The organism is Streptomyces bluensis (genome assembly GCF_014650715.1).
In the GTDB taxonomy this organism is placed as follows: Bacteria; Actinomycetota; Actinomycetes; order Streptomycetales; family Streptomycetaceae; genus Streptomyces; species Streptomyces bluensis.
Genome location: NZ_BMVM01000011.1, coordinates 170,843 through 188,132, shown reverse-complemented (window position 1 = coordinate 188,132; position 17,290 = coordinate 170,843). Strand labels below are relative to the sequence as shown.

13 protein-coding genes are annotated in these 17,290 nt (G+C 71.4%); 5 read left to right on the top strand and 8 right to left on the bottom strand.

Features of this window, described 5'->3' with window-relative positions; genetic code table 11:
- Positions 1–4 precede the first annotated feature (4 nt).
- Both IE262_RS25855 and IE262_RS25850 read left to right on the top strand, forming a co-directional pair.
- Complete coding sequence (locus tag IE262_RS25855) at positions 5–2,974, top strand: RNaseH domain-containing protein (protein ID WP_189876969.1); 2,970 nt, start codon at positions 5–7, stop codon at positions 2,972–2,974.
- Between the two features lie 746 nt (positions 2,975–3,720).
- Positions 3,721–3,996 (top strand): helix-turn-helix domain-containing protein, encoded by a 276-nt coding sequence (locus IE262_RS25850; RefSeq protein ID WP_189876967.1) that lies wholly within the window; start codon positions 3,721–3,723, stop codon positions 3,994–3,996.
- Positions 3,997–4,479: 483 nt separating this feature from the next.
- On the opposite strand, the gene IE262_RS25845 is transcribed toward IE262_RS25850, so the two are convergent.
- From IE262_RS25845 to IE262_RS25825, 5 genes are all read right to left on the bottom strand, one after another.
- Positions 4,480–6,381: an SWIM zinc finger family protein gene (locus IE262_RS25845; protein WP_189876966.1), complete on the bottom strand. Its 1,902-nt coding sequence runs from the start codon at positions 6,379–6,381 to the stop codon at positions 4,480–4,482.
- A complete protein-coding gene (locus tag IE262_RS25840) occupies positions 6,378–9,290 on the bottom strand; it encodes an SCO1167/SCO6262 family helicase (protein ID WP_229877492.1) in 2,913 nt (970 codons plus the stop codon). Before IE262_RS25840 ends, IE262_RS25845 begins: the two co-directional genes overlap by 4 nt.
- Positions 9,291–9,434: 144 nt before the next feature.
- Positions 9,435–10,016 (bottom strand): sugar kinase, encoded by a 582-nt coding sequence (locus IE262_RS25835; RefSeq protein WP_189876964.1) that lies wholly within the window; start codon positions 10,014–10,016, stop codon positions 9,435–9,437.
- Complete coding sequence (locus IE262_RS25830; RefSeq protein ID WP_134028311.1) at positions 10,013–11,158, bottom strand: ROK family glucokinase; 1,146 nt, start codon at positions 11,156–11,158, stop codon at positions 10,013–10,015. Before IE262_RS25830 ends, IE262_RS25835 begins: the two co-directional genes overlap by 4 nt.
- Before the next feature lie 154 nt (positions 11,159–11,312).
- Positions 11,313–12,050 (bottom strand): GntR family transcriptional regulator, encoded by a 738-nt coding sequence (locus tag IE262_RS25825; RefSeq protein WP_189877147.1) that lies wholly within the window; start codon positions 12,048–12,050, stop codon positions 11,313–11,315.
- Positions 12,051–12,178: 128 nt separating this feature from the next.
- Between IE262_RS25825 and IE262_RS25820 the strand changes: the two genes are divergently transcribed.
- Positions 12,179–13,189: a Gfo/Idh/MocA family protein gene (locus IE262_RS25820; protein WP_189876962.1), complete on the top strand. Its 1,011-nt coding sequence runs from the start codon at positions 12,179–12,181 to the stop codon at positions 13,187–13,189.
- A gap of 19 nt (positions 13,190–13,208) precedes the next feature.
- Here the strand turns inward: IE262_RS25820 and IE262_RS25815 are convergent, their stop codons facing one another.
- A complete protein-coding gene (locus IE262_RS25815; protein WP_189876960.1) occupies positions 13,209–13,892 on the bottom strand; it encodes a response regulator transcription factor in 684 nt (227 codons plus the stop codon).
- 168 nt (positions 13,893–14,060) lie between these two features.
- Here IE262_RS25815 and IE262_RS25810 point away from each other — a divergent pair, with 168 nt between their 5' ends.
- Complete coding sequence (locus IE262_RS25810) at positions 14,061–15,089, top strand: aldo/keto reductase (RefSeq protein ID WP_134028315.1); 1,029 nt, start codon at positions 14,061–14,063, stop codon at positions 15,087–15,089.
- Positions 15,090–15,095: 6 nt separating this feature from the next.
- Here the strand turns inward: IE262_RS25810 and IE262_RS25805 are convergent, their stop codons facing one another.
- Positions 15,096–16,391 carry a sensor histidine kinase gene (locus IE262_RS25805; RefSeq protein ID WP_373305136.1) on the bottom strand — a complete coding sequence of 432 codons (1,296 nt, stop codon included), beginning with the start codon at positions 16,389–16,391 and terminating at the stop codon, positions 15,096–15,098.
- Positions 16,392–16,561: 170 nt separating this feature from the next.
- Here IE262_RS25805 and IE262_RS25800 point away from each other — a divergent pair, with 170 nt between their 5' ends.
- Complete coding sequence (locus IE262_RS25800) at positions 16,562–16,765, top strand: hypothetical protein (RefSeq protein ID WP_189876958.1); 204 nt, start codon at positions 16,562–16,564, stop codon at positions 16,763–16,765.
- A 92-nt stretch (positions 16,766–16,857) separates the two neighbouring features.
- Here IE262_RS25800 and IE262_RS25795 read toward each other — a convergent pair whose 3' ends face one another.
- The gene (locus IE262_RS25795; protein WP_189876956.1) at positions 16,858–17,253 is read right to left on the bottom strand and encodes a guanyl-specific ribonuclease; all 396 of its coding nucleotides are present in this window, start codon (positions 17,251–17,253) and stop codon (positions 16,858–16,860) included.
- Positions 17,254–17,290: the final 37 nt, after the last annotated feature.

Below are 17,290 nucleotides of genomic sequence, written 5' to 3'. Positions count from 1 at the left end.
AGCATTGAGCGACACCACCGCCACTCTCCCGAGCACCCTCACCCTGCGCTGTACCCCCGAACTCGTCCAGGGCCAGAAGGTGTACGTACGGATCTTCCCGCGCAGCGTGCGGGATGAATGGGAGAAGCTGAAAGGCGACGGAGACGACGAGCAGAAAAGCCAGCAGCATCCGGACGAGAAGAAGAACCTGCCGTACTCAACCGCCTTGACCTACCTGAAGTTCAAGACCGGCGGATACGTCCACCTCGACCGGTACCTCAACTTCCTGGTCTCACTGGAGAAGATTGACGACGAGACCCTGCGCCACGTCTTCCGGTGCGTCGTCGGCTACAGCAAGGGGCTGAACACCGACCAGGCCGTTCTCCTCGACGTACCGCCGGTGGCCGAGGCCATCGCGAGCACGCCGGAGCAGGAGTTCGAGATGACGCGCTTCCTCAAGCCGGTGACGGGCAGGCAGCCGAAGTGCCCCGACTGGATGTACGTGGCCGTGCCCTGGGTGATCTCCAAGAAGCTCGCCCAAGAAAAGTTCACCATCTACGACCTCGTCCCAATCACCAAGAAGGTCGCCGACAAGGAGAAGGACGGCTCCCCCAAGCTCGACGCCAACGGCGAACAGGTCTACAAGAACCGCACGATCGGCTGGAAGGCCAACCCGAACAAAAGGAAAGTCACCTACCTCCCTGACAGCCGGGGCGGCCTCATCGCCTGGGATCACCCCTTCGGACGCAAGTACAACCTCCGTGACGACGCAACCGAGGTCAACGAGGCCACCAAGGCCCAGTACGCGATGTCCCGGCTCTCAGTGGTCATGAAGACCGAGCCCAACGTCGTCCACCCCGTCATCTTCCTGGACGCCCACGTCACCCGCGTCCACAGCAACATGGTCTACGCCAAGTCCACGCACATCTACCAGGGCAGCCACGGCCTTCCCATCCTGCACACCGAGCTGGTGCGCAACGGCAGCGTCCGAGCAGTCAACCAGCGCGCCCTGGAACTGCTCGCACGCGACGAGATGGACATCAGCGTCCTGCAAGCGCTGCAGACGCGCGTCACCGAAGAGCGGGACCTGCTGGAAAAAGCCGCCGAGAAGGGGGAATTCCCCTCGTTCATCACCCCTGACGCCGGCATCATCCGCCCGCTCATGCCGCAGAACGACAACTTCGCTGTCGGCACGGGACCTGGCACCCTCCACCTGAGGCTCCTGGCCGAACACGTCTCCAAGGTGCTGGGTGAGAAGGCCACCTGGGTCGACTTCACTGTGGAACCGATGACCTTCGAGCCGCGCCCCACGGACAAACAGAAGATGGCCCCGCAGGAGCGTGCAAGCCGCATCGAGGCCGGCGAACTCCTCCACACCATCGGCTTTCCCCCGCCCGAAGAGATCACCGCCTCCGTGAAGGCCCAGGGCTTCGAGCACCTGCGGATCGTATGCCTGTGGTACCGCTGGAACACCCGCCTTCGCATGATCAACGCGCTGTCCCTGGCCTTCCCGGACTGCCCGCCCATCGGTGACCCAGGGCCAGGTGAGGAGGTCTCCCTCGCCCCCGGCATCAGCGTGGTGTTCCGCCAGGCCGAGCGCTTCCTGTCACACGGCGACGACATCAACCGGACCGTGGAGTTCAAATCCCTCGAGGACGACTTCACCGACAGCGAGTCGCAGGTAATGGTCGGCGCCTGGTGCGAGACCGAGATCCCGGCCCTGAAGAAGAAGGACGGAGAGAAGCGAAACGCGTTCCTACTGCGCAAGGAGCGCTATGACGGCAAGTTCCAAGTCCGCCGCTTCCTGGCCAAGAAGGACTTCGTCTGTCAGTTCACCACGGGAATGAAACCGGGATCTTTCGGCAATCCCGCAACAGAAATCAGTCCTCCGAAGCCGGGGAAAGACCACGCCGCCTACATGGCGCTCCTCGACCTGTACCGCTCGCTCGGGATCATCGACCAGCGCCTCGCGCGGGCCATCGCGAAGGACAGGAAGGGCCACGAGGCGGGGAACCTCGTCTACTGCGGGATCCACGCCCGCCGGCAGGCCAAGACCGCCGACGGCAAGCACACCAAACGCATCATCGTTGTCACCGCCCTGTTCCCGCCGGAGGAGGAAGACGGTGCCTGGACGATGCGAGCGTGGACGCCTCAGATCGGGGCCTGGGTGCCCTACCGGCAGGCGATCGCTGCCTTCCATGCCAGTGACTACGCGCTCCACGTCGACGGCAAGGGCGAGACAGACAAGGAACGCTGGGCGGAAGCAGCAGCACACGTCGAAGACGCCCTCTCCAGCCTCGTACGCGACGAGCTGGAGCCCGGCATGGGCTATGTCGTCATGGTCGACGGGCACGCCTGCCGTCGGATGTGGACTGGCCTGCACAACGAGAACCAGAGCTACCAGGAAGAGGACATCACCGATCCGCGCACCTGGCTCCCGGGGTACGGCAAAGGCAAGAACGCACCGCGCAAGAAGCCGAGTGCGGTCATCCGCATGAACATCGCAGACGACGAGGTACCCCAGTACGTCCCCGTCCCTCGAGAGACCGACCCGGAAACCGAAAAAGAGTCCATCACGTTCGCATCGGCCAAGCTGCACCGCGCCGACGTCGACTTCGGCCACCCCTTCTGGGTCCTCTTCAACATCCCGCGCAACTACCAGGCCAAGGGTGGAGACCTGGGTAAAACCATCACCCGCTGGGACGCCGACCCGGGCAAGGGCGGGGAGGAGGGGGAGCGGGAGGCGAACGAGCTCAAGACGCCGTGGTGGGCAATCACGGCGACCGAGATCTACCCGGTCGGCGTGGCCGATGGGGTCGACCGGACAATGCTCGCACGGGCGACCGCGCGCTTGTGCCACCAGACCATCGCCTGGTCCGACCGCTCGCGCTATCCCGTGCCCCTGCACGCAGCCAAACAGCTCGACCTCGACCACCCCCAGTACCGGCGGTCGGCGCCGCCCGAAGAGCAGGGTGACGAAGCCGCAGACGAGTAGCGGCAAGCGCGTTTCGAGGCGAATGCCCGAGGAGGCGCCGCTCCGGGTCGGTCAACATCGATAAGCGGCGGCGCAGACAGCGTCGACTACATCCGTGTGGGTAGCTCGGGCGGGGAAGTCGACCCCAAGAACCGGCGAACTCCATCGCGAGCATCTTCGGTGCAGCCGCCAGCTGGACGGTGACGTAGACCACCGGCCCCGGGACCGGGTCGTGCGGGTAACGCTCGCACGTGGCCAACTCGCGAGGCGGCAATATAGCGGCGGGTCCCCGGTTACCGAAACCGGGGACCCGCCGAATACTTGTACCTCCACCGCCACTTCCTCACCACCCGCCGAAAGGCAGCACAGCGACGATCCATTACGTCACCGCCACACGGCATGCAATGCCGGTTGGGCGCTGCTCATTTCGCGAGACAGCATCGCCTGCGTGAACTGGGACTTGGCGCACTCGGAAGATTGACCGCCCGAGCGCGCACCCTCAGGACCTCCGGCCCGCCGTTTCGAACACGACTCAGCACTCGCGCGTGACCTGCGGATTTCGAAACGATCCCACGGCCGCCAGTCGGACCAATCCGGCAAATTCCCAGCTCAGCCCACTCCTCTAAAGGTGCAGCACCACTCCGCCACCTGGAACACGCAGCCGCGCGCACCCCGAGTCTCCGTCCCAGCTGGCGAACACGGTGCGACCACCAGGCTCCCTTACCCCGCCCAAATAGGCTCAGACCCGAAAGGCACGACCGACAGGAATGCCCAGCCAGAGCAGCGAAACGCATCACGGCCCGTTCAGCCCCGAGCATATCCGCGCCACCTGGAGTGGGACCGCGAGCGTCGAGGACGCCGCCCAGGCGTTCGGCTTGTCGAGATCGAAGAGCTACGACCTCGTTCGCCGCGGAGAATTCCCATGCCGCGTGCTAACGATAGGCCGCACCGCCCGCGTCGTCACCGCCTCGCTCCTCCGCGTACTTGAGAGCGGCGAGCCGGAGTACAACGGAGCCTCCAGCGCAAGCCTCAATCCGCCATGACCAACTGCACGATGACGCCCCGCCGCAGCAAGCCGGCGGGGCTTCGTCGTATCAGGTCCCCGTCTACGCAGGACCCCGCCGGAGCAAGCCGACGGGGGTCCTCACGTGTCACGAGCGATCACAGACGTGTCACCAACCCAGCAGACGCCCTCGCGCCACAAGGCCCTGACCTGCACTTACGCGCTCACCCTGGACCAACGGGACACCCGTGGACGGTTTCTACGACATGTGCCACGTCGTGCCGAGCGAGGGGCCGAGGATGAGGACCGGGGCGTCTTCCGGACCGTCCAAGCGGTACTGGAGGGCGGGCGTCTGCGTCTCACTCACCGCTCCACGCTAGCGTCCCCGCGCAAGTCCTCCGTCCCGGGACCCCCACTCTCCACACCGGGATCCCGAACTTCGCCAGGGGACCCTCACACCTCCTTCACCTGATGCGGGGCTTCGTGTACGTGGGGCCACTGGGCCTGGGCGCGATCGCGGCCCTCACACGTCGTCGGCCGCTCCCAGGCCCGTCAGGGCGCCCACCGGGTCCAGGTCGGGGGTGCCTCTGGGCCACCAGTCCTCGCGGCCCGGTTCCGACTCGTACGCGTACCAGAGGCCGTCTCGGCCCAGGCGGAGCTGGATGTGGCCGTGCGGGTGGGTGAGGTGGTTACGCCGGGGGCGGAAGGCGGGCAGGTCGGCGGCGAGGAGGAGCGGTCGGGCGCGGTCGAAGCGGCCCGCGGGCGGGTCCCAGGGCTCTTCGAGGACGGCGAGCCCCTCCGGTCCGCCCTGTCGCCAGGCGGCGACCGCGCGGGCCAGGTCGGCCGGGGTGCGGCCGGTGGCGGTGGCCAGTGCGGAGTAGAGGGCGCGGGTGGCGGCGGTGAGGCCGGAGCCGGGGCGGGCGGCGGCGAGCCGTACCGCGTCCTGCCAGAGCGTCAGTTCGGCGACCGGGTCGCGGCCGGTGGTGAGCAGGGCGTGAGCGCGTGCGGCCGCGTCGGTGGCCAGCTGGTCCAGTGCGAACGGGTCCGGGCCGCCCGGTGCGCCCGGGTAGACCGGGGGCTGTTCCGGGTGCGGGGGTGGGGGCAGCGGCGCGGGAAGCGGTGGCGGGGTCCGGGGGGCGAGGGCGTCGGTGGCGCGGACGCCGGGCAGGGGCGTGGGGTCCTGGTCCTGGGCGGCGCGGGCCGCGCGGGCGGCGCTCAGCCGGGACAGCGCGTCGAGCAGCTCGCGCTCCCCCCGGCCGCGCAGGAGGAGCAGGACGAAGGGGTCCTCGTCCAGCAGCCGTGCCGTCTGGTAGCAGAGCGCGGCGGCGTGTTTGCAGGGGTGGCCGGAGTCGGGGCAGCTGCAGTGCGGTTCGAGGTCGCCGGGGCCGGGCAGCAGCTGTACTCCGCACGCGGCGAGCGACTGGGGCATCTCCTTGTCGAGCAGCGCGGCGATGTGCCCCGGCCGTTCGGCCGCCGCGTCCAGGAAGCGGTCCCAGTCGGCGTCGGAGAGCGTCCGCAGTCGCACCTGCGCGCGGTACGGCCGGGGGCGGCTCCCCTGGACGTACCCGAGCACGAGTCCGGGGGTGACGGTGATCGCGTCCACGTGCCCCTGCTGGGCGTACGCCCGCCCCCGTGCCAGCCGCGCCGCGTCCAGGGCTCCCTCCTCCAGCGCGTTCACCCAGGCGTTGCCCCACCAGGTCCCGGCGAACCGGTCGGTGCCGCCGGGCGCCGGGGAACGCGGGGGGAGGGCGGCGAAGGTGCGGCGCAGCTCCGTGATGGGGGTCCCCCCGGTCGAGCGAAGCCGAGAGTGGGGGAGGGTGGGGGCGGCCATCGTGCGGGGGACGTGGGATGTGGTGGGGGTGGACGGGGGCGTGGGGGTGGACGGGGTGGTCGCAGGGGAGGGCGGAGGTGCGTCGCGGTGCTGGGCCGTTGGCTTACCCGGCCCGTCGGCGGCGGGCGGCTCGAAGGCTCCCGCGAGCCGTTCCCGCAACTCCCGGACACGTCCGCCCCGTTCCTGGCTTCCGGGGCTTCGCTCCGCCCGGGAACGCGCCGATGCGGGGCGGGTGGTACGGCGCGAGGGCTTGGCTTCCTCGTCCTTGGCGTCCGAGCGCATCTGCCGGGCCGCGCGCAACGCCTCGCGAGCGATGTCACCGGGGCGCGTGGACGGAGCCGTGTCCGGCGCGGCGGAGTCCGGTGCGGCGGTGGCGCTTTCGGCCCGTGGCTCTCCGGGGCCCTCCATGTCCCCCCGCGCCCGCTCCCCCTGGACGGCCCGCCGCAGTGCCTCCCTCGCCGCGTCACCCGGCCGTGCCTCCCGCTCCGTGCCGGGCGTGGTCTCACGCTCGTCGCGTACGCGGGCGTCCCGTTCCCGCGCGGCGCGCAGCGCCCGGCGAGCGGCATCGGCGGGCCGCCCGGCGTCCCCGTTCATGATGTCCTCCGCAGTGACACCAGGTCGGACAGCTCGCGGTCCGTCAGCTCGGTCAGGGCCGACTCGCCGGAGCCGAGGACGGCTTCGGCGAGGGCTCGTTTGGACTCCAGCATCTCGGCGATGCGGTCCTCGACGGTGCCCTCGGTGATGAGGCGGTGGACCTGCACGGGCTGGGTCTGGCCGATGCGGTAGGCGCGGTCGGTGGCCTGCTCCTCGACGGCCGGGTTCCACCAGCGGTCGAAGTGGATCACATGGCCCGCGCGGGTGAGGTTCAGGCCCGTGCCCGCCGCCTTGAGGGAGAGGATCAGGACCGGGGTGGCTCCGCTCTGGAAGCGGTCCACCATCCGCTCGCGGTCCTTGACCGGGGTGCCGCCGTGCAGCAGTTCCACGGGGATCGCGCGCGTGGCGAGGTGCGCGGTGATCAGCCGGGCCATTCCCACGTACTGGGTGAAGACCAGCGCCGAGCCGTCCTCCGAGAGGAGGGTGTCCAGCAGCTCGTCCAGCAGGGCGAGTTTGCCGGAGCGGGCCACCAGACGGTCGGCCCCCGGGGGCTGCTGTCCCTGGTGCTCCTCCTTCAGGTACAGCGCCGGGTGGTCGCAGATCTGTTTGAGCGCGCCCAGGAGCTTGAGGACCAGACCCCGGCGTGCGATACCGTCCGCCGTCTCGATCGCCAGCATCGACTCGCGCACCACCGCCTCGTACAGGGCGGCCTGTTCGCGGGTCAGCGGCACCGGGTGGTCCGTCTCCGTCTTCGGCGGGAGTTCCGGGACGATGCCGGGGTCCGACTTCTTGCGGCGCAGGAGGAAGGGGCGGACCAGGCGGGCGAGGCGCTCGACCGCCTGCTCGTCCTCGCCGTTCTCCACGGCGCGGGCGTGGCGGGCGCGGAAGGACTTGAGGGGGCCCAGCAGGCCCGGTGTCGTCCAGTCGAGCAGGGCCCAGAGCTCGGAGAGGTTGTTCTCGACCGGTGTGCCGGTGAGGGCTACGCGCGCGGGCGTGGGGATCGTCCGCAGCGCCTTCGCGGTCGCCGAGTACGGGTTCTTGACGTGCTGGGCCTCGTCGGCGACCACCATTCCCCAGGACTGGTCGGCCAGTCTGGGTGCCGCCGACCGCATCGTGCCGTAGGTGGTGAGGACGAAGCCGCCGTCCAGGTCGTCCAGGGTGCGGTCCGGGCCGTGGTAGCGGCGGACCGGGACGCCGGGCGCGAAACGGGTGATCTCCCGCTGCCAGTTGCCCAGCAGCGACGCCGGGCAGACGACGAGGGTCGGCGCGCGGCGGGCACGGCGCAGGTGCAGCGCGATGACGGTGACCGTCTTGCCGAGGCCCATGTCGTCGGCGAGGCAGCCCCCGAGGCCGAGAGTGGTCATGAGGTCGAGCCAGGCCAGGCCCCGGAGTTGGTAGTCACGCAGGCGGGCGGCCAGCCCGGGCGGGGGTTCGACGGTCTCCACCCCGGCCGTGAGCCGGTCCCGCAGCACGGCCAGTGCGCCCACCGGCACCGCCTCCACCGTCTCCCCGTCGACCTCCGCGCTGCCGGTGAGCGCCACGGAGAGGGCGCCGACCGGGTCCAGCAGGCCGAGTTCGCGCTGACGGGCCTTGCGGACGAGGGCCGGGTCGACGAGCACCCACTGGTCCCGCAGCCGGACGACCGGACGGTGGGCCTCGGCCAGGGCGTCCATCTCGGCCTCGGTGAGCGGATCACCGCCCAGCGCCAACTGCCAGCGGAACTGGAGCAGTTCCTCGCTCTCGAAGAAGCCCGTGCCGTCCGTGGCCGAGCCGGGGGCGGGCCGGACCACGGCCGCCGCGCTCAGGTCCTGCGCCAGGTCCCGGGGCCAGTGCACGGCGACGCCGGCCGCGCCGAGCCGGGTGGCCGCGACGCCCAGCAGGTCGGACAGCTCCTCCTCGGAGAGAGCGAGGACGTCCGGCACGTCCTGCTCGGAGAGCCGCTCCAGGGGCGGCCAGACACGGGCCGCCCGGCGGACGGCGAGGGCGGCGTCCACGCATGCGCGTGGACCGAGGGCGGCAGCGGCGCGCCCGGCGTCTGTCGCCCACAGAGCGGCCGCGTCGGCGACGAGGGTGGGGTCGGCGAGGCTGTGGACCTGGACGACGGCCGCACCGGCCCGCCGCGCGCCCTCACCGTCGTCGAAGAGGTCGTGCGCCGACAGGTCGAGGCGCAGCGAGATCCGTACGCCCGCGTCCATGCCCGCGGCGACCTCCGCCGCCCAGTCCCGCGCACCGGGCAGACGCTGCGGAGCGGCCGCCGCGAACGGCTTCCCCGAGGTGTACGGCGCGGCCGGGGTCCGGGGCAGGGTGTCGGCCACCGCGTCCAGGAAGGACCGCATCAGCGCCTCCGGCTCCGGCAGGCGCAGGGGGCCCTTCCCGGGGAGCGGGACGGCGTGGCCCTCGTACGGGAGAGCCGCCGCCACCGCTCTCAGATGCGCGATGTCGTCCGGGTCGAGCGGTCCCGCCCGCCACGCGTCGTGCCCCTGGGGGGTCAGCCCCGGCAGCAGCCGCCCGCGTGCGACGAGCCGCAGGGCGTGCAGCGTGGCCGCGCCCCAGCAGGCCGTGGCGGGATGCGCGGCGGGGTCACGGCGGGCGCGGGCGAGCAGCGGCAGTGCCTCGCCGAGCGGCAGGGTCACCGCGGGCACGGTGGCCCTGCGGGCTCCGGCGCCGTGCCGCCGTACGACGGTGAGGCCGTCGGCGGTGAGACCGTCGGAGGTGAGACCGTCGTCATGGGCGGACTGTCCGGGACGGGTGGACGGCCAGGAACCTGCGGACGGGCCGGGTCCGGAACCGCCCTCCGGGTCCCAGAAGGCCACCCGCCCCTGGCGCGGCAGCGGCGCGGGCACGAACACGGCCGCGAGTCGTGGGGAGACGGCACGCACGTCGTCGGTTCCGGGGGCAGCCGCCGTCATGGCCCCCTCGGTCGTCGCCACGGCCCCGTCCCGCATACGTTCGGTCACCTCCCACCCGTCAGTCGCATCAGACGTCTCCGACTCTACGGGCGGGGTCCGACAATCGGCTCCGGAGTCCTTCCGCACCCCTTGGCGGGCGGGGCGTCAGGGGGTCGTCCGCGACACGACGTACACCATGGGGTGCCGGGGGTTCGAACGGTTCACGACGATGTCCAGCGTCGGCGCCGGGTTCTTCCGCTCGCGGACGAGTCCGAGCCAGGGGCCCGGCCCGGTGAACTCCCAGCCCACGATCCGCCGGTCGCGGGTGCCGATCGAGATCTCGCCCCTTTGCAGGTCATCGGTGTCGGCGCCGACACCGGCGAGCATCCGGTCCAGGCCCTTGTTGCTGGTGCGGAACTGGACGTAGAGGCGGCTGGTCTTCCAGTTGTTCGTCTCGTAGTACGCCACATGGTCCGAGTAGGGCGGGATGGGCACCTGGTAGAGGCGGCGCTGGACCCGGGAGGGCCAGCCCGCGGTGAGGCCCGTCGCCGAGTACTTCTCCTCCTTGTCCTTGCCGCTGTCGCGGCTCTGGTTGGCGGAGATCACCAGATAGCCGGCCGGCACACCGATCAGCAGCACGATGATGAGCAGGGTCAGCGCACGGCGGCGGAACACACGGCCCCGGCTCTCCGGCGGCCCGGGCGGCTCCTCCGCTGTCGGGGTCTGGCGGGGCAGCGAGGGGGTCATGCGGAGTCCTGGGTCGTACGGCGGCCTTCCGCGTACCGCGCGTAGCGCTCGTAACGCTCCACTCGGCGGCGGTTGGCGCGGCGGAAGCGGCGGGCGACGAGCCGGGCGAGGTCCGCGGCGCCGACCATGCCGGCCTCGGGCCCGAGCTGGGCGCGCGCGATACGGGCCTCGGGCCGGTAGCCGCGGCCGGTGAGGTGGCGGCGGAAGGCGTCCCGTGCGGGGGCGATGAGCAGGTCGTCGGCGGCCGAGACACCACCGCCGATCACGAAGCAGGACGGGTCGAGGGCCGCCGCGAGGTTGGCGATGCCGACGCCGAGCCACTGGCCGATGTCCTGGAGCAGCTCGATGCACATCGCGTCGCCCTCACGGGCCAGCTCGGTGATCATCGGGCCGGAGATCTCGGAGATGTTGCCCTTGACGTGCTCGATGATCCCGTACGCCACCGGGGAGTCGGCGGCGGCCAGTTCCCTGGCCTCGCGGACGAGCGCGTTGCCCGAGCTGTACTGCTCCCAGCAGCCGCGGTTGCCGCACGGGCAGCGGTGGCCGCCGGGCACGACCTGCATATGGCCGAACTCGCCGGCGACGCCGTACTTGCCGCGCTTGACCTGGCCGTCCTCCAGGATGGCGCCGCCGATGCCGGTGCCGAGCGTGATCATGACGAGGTGGTCCTCGCCCCGGCCTGCGCCGAAGCGCCACTCGGCCCAGGCGGCGGAGTTGGCGTCGTTGTCGACCAGGACGGGGACGGCGAGGCGTCCGGCGAGGCGGTCGCGCAGCGGTTCGTTGCGCCAGGACAGGTGGGGGGCGAACAGCACGCGGTTGCGGTCGGCGTCGACCCAGCCGGCCGCGCCGATGCCGACCGCGTGCACGTCGTGGCGGTCGGAGAGGTCCAGTACGAGCTCGACGATGGTGTCCTCGACGACCTTCGGGCTCTTGGACTTGTCCGGGGTCTCCGTGCGGAGCTTCTCCAGGATGTTGCCGTCGGCGTCGACGACGCCCGCCATCACCTTCGTACCGCCGATGTCGATGCCGACCGTGGGCACGCGCGGGGCGGTGAGGTGGGAACGGCGTTCGCGCGTTCCCACGGTCCGCAGGACGGTGGCCCGCGCGGAGCCGCGGTGGGTGAAGTCGCGGTAGGTGCTCATCGCGCCGATTCTGCCGTACGCTGCCGCGGAGTGCTGCGGGGGGCGCCGCCGGGGTGAGGTCCGGTTCTTGTCTGCGGATTCGTGGTGGCTGGTCGCGCCCACGCGGCGGAGCCGCATATCGACACAGCCCCGCGCCCCTAAGGGGCGCGCCCCCTCACGAGCGTACTAGCAGTTGGAACTCGAACGAGTAGCGCGATGCGCGGTACATGTGGGTGCCGTACTCGACCGCTCTTCCCGTGTCGTCGAACGTGGTGCGTTGCATGGTGAGGAGGGGGGCGCCCTCGGGTTCGCCGAGTCGTTCGCCCTCGATGGCGGTGGCGGCGCGGGCGCCGATGGTCTGGCGGGCGCTGTGCAGGGTGATGCCCGCGGCGCGCATCAGCCGGTACAGGCCGGTCGCCTCCAGTTGGCCGCTCTCCAGGTCGAGGAGCCCGGTGGGCAGGAAGTTGCACAGGTACGCCATCGGCTCGCCGTGGGCCAGTCGCAGCCGCTCGACGCGGTGCACCTGGCTGCCCTCGCCCACACCGAGCGCGGCGGCGACCTCGGCGGAGGCGGGGGCGAAGGCGTTGGTGAGCACCTGGGTCGCGGGGCGCTGTCCGGCCGCCTCCAGGTCGTCGTACAGGCTGCTGAGCTCCAGCGGGCGTTTGACCTGGCTGTGCACGACCTGGGTGCCGACGCCGCGCCGGCGCACGAGGAGGCCCTTGTCGACGAGGGACTGGATGGCCTGGCGTACGGTCGGGCGGGACAGGCCGAGACGGCCGGCGAGCTCGATCTCGTTGCCCAGGAGGCTGCCGGGGGTCAGGGTTCCGTGCTCGATCGCGGCCTCCAGTTGCTGGGACAGCTGGAAGTACAGCGGGACCGGGCTGCTGCGGTCTACGCTGAGCTGGAGCGACACGGTCGGGTCCACTTCTGGTTTCGGCACGGCCCGAGCGTAGCTCCGGCTCTTGTTGACGGGAAGTTGTGTAGTCCGGTTGTCCGGACAAAGCATTGACACGATGTTGTGATCGACCTCAGGTTGTTCCCATGCGCATCGGACTCATAGGCGCTGGTCGCATCGGTACGTTCCACGCGACCACGCTCAGCCGTCACCGTGATGTCGGCTCGCTCATCATCACGGATGTCGACACCGCTCGGGCCCATGAGCTCGCGGACCGCCTCGGGGAGACGGCGGCGCCCGGGGTCGACGAGATCTTCACCTGGGGGGTGGACGCCGTGGTGATCACGACGGCGACCGCGGCCCACGCCGAACTGATCGGTCGGGCAGCACGCTCCGGGCTCCCCGTCTTCTGCGAGAAGCCCATCGCCGTTGATCTGCACGGCACGTTGAACGCGCTGGCCGAGGTGGACGCGGCCGGGACCGTGCTCCAGATGGGGTTCCAGCGCCGCTTCGACGCGGGGTACGCGCACGCGCGGGACGCCCTGCGGTCCGGCCGGCTCGGACGGCTGCACACGGTGCGGGCGACGACGGCGGACCAGGAGCCGCCGCCGGCCGCCTATCTGCCGCTGTCCGGTGGGATCTACCGGGACTGTCTCGTCCACGACTTCGACATTCTGCGCTGGGTGACCGGGCAGGAGGTCGCCGAGGTGTACGCGACCGGGTCCGACGCGGGGCCGGCGATGTTCCGTGAGGCGGGTGACGTCGGCACGGCCGCGGCGGTGCTCACGCTGGAGGACGGGACGCTGGCGACGGTGACGGCGGCGCGGCAGAACGGCGCGGGATACGACGTCCGCATGGAGCTCGCCGGGGAACTGGACACGATCGTGGTCGGGCTGGACGACCGGACGCCGATCGCGTCCACCGAGCCGTCCGGGCCGCCGCCCGCCGACAAGCCGTGGACGGGGTTCCTGGAGCGGTTCGCGCTCGCGTACGAGGCGGAGGTCGCGGCGTTCGTGCAGGTGGTGCGGGGTGAGCGGGCCAATCCGTGCGACGGCCGGGAGGCCCTGCAGTCCCTCCGCATCGCCGAGGCGTGCGAGCTGTCCCGCCTGGAGCGGCGTCCTGTTCGGCTCGGGGAGATCCCGGGGGCGCGGGGCTGAGACCCCCGCTGTCGCCCTGTCAGGGGTGCCCGCCCTCCTCCAGGTCCTCCAGGAGGCCCGCGTCGTAGGTCAGCAGCGCGATCTGCACCCGGTTGTTGAGGTCGAGCTTGGCGAGGATGCGGGAGACGTGGCTCTTGACGGTGGCGACGCTCATGAACAGTCCGGCGGCGATCTCGGCGTTCGAGGCGCCCCGGCCGACCGCGACGGCGACCTCGCGCTCACGGTCGTTGAGGACGGCGATACGGGTCCGCGCGTGCGTGCGGCGAGTGTCGGGACCGGGCCCGGCGGCGTGCTCCATCAGCTGGCGGGTGACGGCGGGTGAGAGTACGGGGTCGCCGGCCGCGACCCGGCGCACCGCTTCGACGATCTCCGCGGGCGGGGTGTCCTTCAGGACGAACCCGGCCGCGCCCGCGCGCAGCGCCCGCAGTACCTGCTCGTCGGCGTGGAAGGTGGTGAGGACGACGACCTGGGGAGCGTCCTTGCGTCCGCGGAGCCGCTCGGTGGCCGCGAGTCCGTCCACCGTCGGCATCCGGATGTCCATGAGGACGACGTCCGGGCGGGTGCGGTCGACGAGCGCCTCGACCTCGTCTCCGTCGGCGCCCTCACCGACGATCTCGATGTCGCCGGCGCCGCCCATCATGAAGGTCAGGCCGGCTCTCACCAGGGGGTCGTCGTCGACCAGGAGCAGTCGGATCGCAGTCATGCGGCCTACCGTAATGAGGCCGTGCCGCGAGGCCGTACGGGGCGGACCGCGCGGGTTCGGCCATAGGCGGCCGACGGACCGGTCCGGGACGCCCGAGCCGTCGCCCGCACCCCGCGTCAACCGTTAAGGTCAGTCGTCGCCATCGTCCTCAACCTCCAGAGGAGTTCCGTGCGTTACCGGCTTCTGGGGCGGACCGGGCTCCGCGTGTCCGAGTTGTTCCTCGGGGCCATGACGTTCGGCGAGCAGGGCGGGGTGGGGGCGCCCAAGGAGGAGTGTGCGCGGATCCTGGACGCGTACGCGGCGGTCGGCGGCAACGTGATCGACACGGCCGTCAACTACCGGGGCGGGGAGAGCGAGCGCATCGTCGGCGAGCTGCTCAAGGGGCAGCGCGACCGCTTCGTCCTGTCCACCAAGTACACGGTCTCGCGGGACGGTTCCGACCCGAACGCGGCCGGCAACCACCGCAAGAACCTCGCCCTGTCGCTGGAGACCAGCCTGCGCCGCCTGGACACCGACTACGTCGACATCTACTGGGTGCACATCTGGGACCGGAACACCCCCGTCGAGGAGACCATGCGTGCCCTCGACGACGCCGTACGGTCCGGGAAGGTGCTGTACGTCGGCATCTCGGACGTCCCGGCCTGGGTGGTCGCGCGCGCCAACACTCTGGCCGAGTGGCGGGGCTGGAGCCCGTTGTCGGCGCTCCAGGTGCCGTACAGCCTGCTCAACCGGGACGCGGAGCGCGAACTGCTGCCGATGGCCGAGGCGTTCGGCATGTCGGTCGCGGCGTGGAGTCCGCTGCAGAACGGGGTTCTGTCCGGCAAGTACACCCGGCCCGGCGGCGTCGCGCCGGGGACGGCGACCCGTCTGTCGGCCGACGCGATCGGCGACCGTGACCGCGCGGTGGCCCAGGCCGTGCAGGAGGCCGCCGACGAACTCGGCGTGACCCCGGCGCAGGTGGCCATCGCCTGGACGACGGCCCGCTTCCCCGGCGTCCACCCCATCCTGGGCGCCCGGCGGGTCGAGCAGCTCACGGACAACCTCGGCGCGGCCGGACTCGTCCTGCCCGACGCCGTGGCGGCCCGGCTGGAGGAGGCCACGGACTTCCGCCCAGGGTTCCCGTCCGAGTTCATCGAGGACACGTCGGCGTGGGTGTACGGGACGGCCGGGCAGCGCGTGGTGCCCCGTACGCCCTGAGGACGGTCAGCCCCACGGGAGCCAGGCCCGCAGCTGGAAGCCGCCGTCCTCCTCGGCGCCGTGCTCCAGGCGGCCCCCGGCCAGCGTGGCGCGCTCGGTCAGCCCGATGAGGCCCTGGCCGGAGCCGGGGACGGGCGGGACGTCGCCAGGAGGAGCGGGGTTCCGCACGGAGAGGGTGAGCCCGTCGCCGGGGGCGCCCGCGACGGACACGGTGACCTCCGCTCCGGGGGCGTGCTTGCGGGCGTTCGTCAGGCCCTCCTGGGCGATGCGGTACGCGGTGCGGCCGACGGAGGCGGGGACGGCCGCGGACTCGGTGACACGGTTGTCCAGGACGACCTTCATGCCGGCCTCCCGGGACTCGGCGACCAGGGTGTCCAGCGCCGCGAGCGTCGGCTGGGGGCGGCCGGCGTCCTCGGCGTCGCCCGCGCGCAGAACCCCGATGATCTCCCGCAGGTCCTGCAGCGCCTCGTGCGCGCTCTCCCGGATGACGCCCGCCGCCCGTGCGACCTCGTCGCGGGGTGCGTCGGGCCGGAACTCCAGCGCTCCCGCGTGCACGCTCAGCAGGGTGAGGCGGTGGGCCAGCACGTCGTGCATCTCGCGCGCGATCGCCTCCCGCGCGAGCCGCTGCGCCTGCTCGGCCCGCAGTGCGGCCTCCGTCTCGGCGCGCCGCGCCCGGTCCCGCAGGCTCAGCATGAGCTGCCGTTGGGAGCGGACGAACATGCCCCAGCCGATCATCGCGACACCGAGCAGCACCGCGAGGATGACGGACACGAGGTAGGGCAGGTCCTGATCGGGGCGCCACCAGAAGAAGAGCGGATTGAGCGCGATGGAGAGGCCGCCGATCCAGGCGATGTGACGGAACGGCCGGTGCACGGCCAGCGTGAAGAACGCGACCAGGCCCGCGCCGCCCGCCGTGGTGGAGAGGAAACTGACCGGCACCATCACCACGGCGAGACCCACCGGCCATCTGCGCCGCAGCCAGACCGCCGCGCAGGCGAGGGCCCCGATCCACTGGTCGACGGCGGCCAGGGCCTGCGGTGTGCCGGGATCCGTGGTCATGTCGTGCGCGCCGATCAAGCCGAGAAGGACGGCGAACACGAAGACGGTGAAGTCGACGATCCAGTCGCGCACCGTGCGCCGGGGACGGCCGGAGCGCCCGACGCGGTGCGGCCGGTCCGGGTCGAGTCCGCTGGCCACGGCCGACGGCAACAGCCAGCGCCGGCCCGGCAGTTCCCGCGCGGGCGGGGCGTAGGGCACGGGCACGGGCACGGGCTCCGGATCGTCACCTCTCACGGTCGACAAATCTACGCAGCGACGGCGTCGGACACGTCCCCCCGTACCCGATGGACGACCAAAGTCGGAGCCCCGCAGACTTTCGGCGACCGGCCGCGCACGAGGCGGGTACTTCCGTCGGGCAAGCCTGGCCCTGAGGGCCGATGGCACGGGGGATCCGCGGGACGAGGATCCCGGGTATGAAGCAGTTCCTGGAGTTTCTCGGTTTCATCGCCCTGGTGCAGGGCTCGGGCGGTCTGGTGTACGAACTCACGGGCAAGCTGCGCTGGGGGATCGTCCAGCGGTGGAGCGCCCTGGACGGCTACGAGATCTATGTGAGCATCGCGCTGATCGTCCTGGCGCTCGCGCTGTTCGCGGCGGCCGGCAGCCGCAAGCCGAGTTGACGTCACCACCGCCGCGGTCGGGATGCGACGGTGCCTGGCCCCGCGACCGGTGTTGCGGGTGTTCCACGCGGGGCCAGGTTCGCCGACGGCTCTCAGCAGGTGTAGTTGATGAGGGCGAAGGAGGCGTAGTGGTCGGCGGTGTAGTAGTCCTCCTGGGTCTTCTGACCGGTGACGATGCGCCGAGCACCGCGGGTCGACGAGCCGGGCGTCTTGACCGTGTACTCGTGGTAGTAGCCGCTGGACTGGCTGGGCAGGATGCCTTCCCGGTTCTGGAAGACGGTCCCGTCCTGCGGGTAGGGGAAGGGGCCGCCCGACTCGATCAGGTCGAGCGTGTCGTACGCCTGGGCCGGGAGGTCGCTGTAGCAGATGCGGCCGACCGCGGCCGCCGACGTGTCCGCGGCGTTGGCGGTGACGGTGCCGCCCACGAGCAGGGCGGACAGGAGGGCGGCGGAGGCGCCGATGCGTGTCATGCGTGGGGGGAATCTCATGGGCTCATGATGACGCGCGTAGACAGTGGCATGTCAA

Bases quoted from the DNA above. Each gene is read 5' to 3' on its own strand.
- IE262_RS25800 (WP_189876958.1), top strand. From the start codon at position 16,562: ATGAAGCAGTTCCTGGAGTTTCTCGGTTTCATCGCCCTGGTGCAGGGC.
- IE262_RS25815 (WP_189876960.1), bottom strand. From the start codon at position 13,892: ATGACTGCGATCCGACTGCTCCTGGTCGACGACGACCCCCTGGTGAGA.
- IE262_RS25830 (WP_134028311.1), bottom strand. From the start codon at position 11,158: ATGAGCACCTACCGCGACTTCACCCACCGCGGCTCCGCGCGGGCCACC.
- IE262_RS25795 (WP_189876956.1), bottom strand. From the start codon at position 17,253: ATGAGATTCCCCCCACGCATGACACGCATCGGCGCCTCCGCCGCCCTC.
- IE262_RS25850 (WP_189876967.1), top strand. From the start codon at position 3,721: ATGCCCAGCCAGAGCAGCGAAACGCATCACGGCCCGTTCAGCCCCGAG.
- IE262_RS25840 (WP_229877492.1), bottom strand. From the start codon at position 9,290: ATGACGGCGGCTGCCCCCGGAACCGACGACGTGCGTGCCGTCTCCCCA.
- IE262_RS25835 (WP_189876964.1), bottom strand. From the start codon at position 10,016: ATGACCCCCTCGCTGCCCCGCCAGACCCCGACAGCGGAGGAGCCGCCC.
- IE262_RS25845 (WP_189876966.1), bottom strand. From the start codon at position 6,381: ATGAACGGGGACGCCGGGCGGCCCGCCGATGCCGCTCGCCGGGCGCTG.
- IE262_RS25820 (WP_189876962.1), top strand. From the start codon at position 12,179: ATGCGCATCGGACTCATAGGCGCTGGTCGCATCGGTACGTTCCACGCG.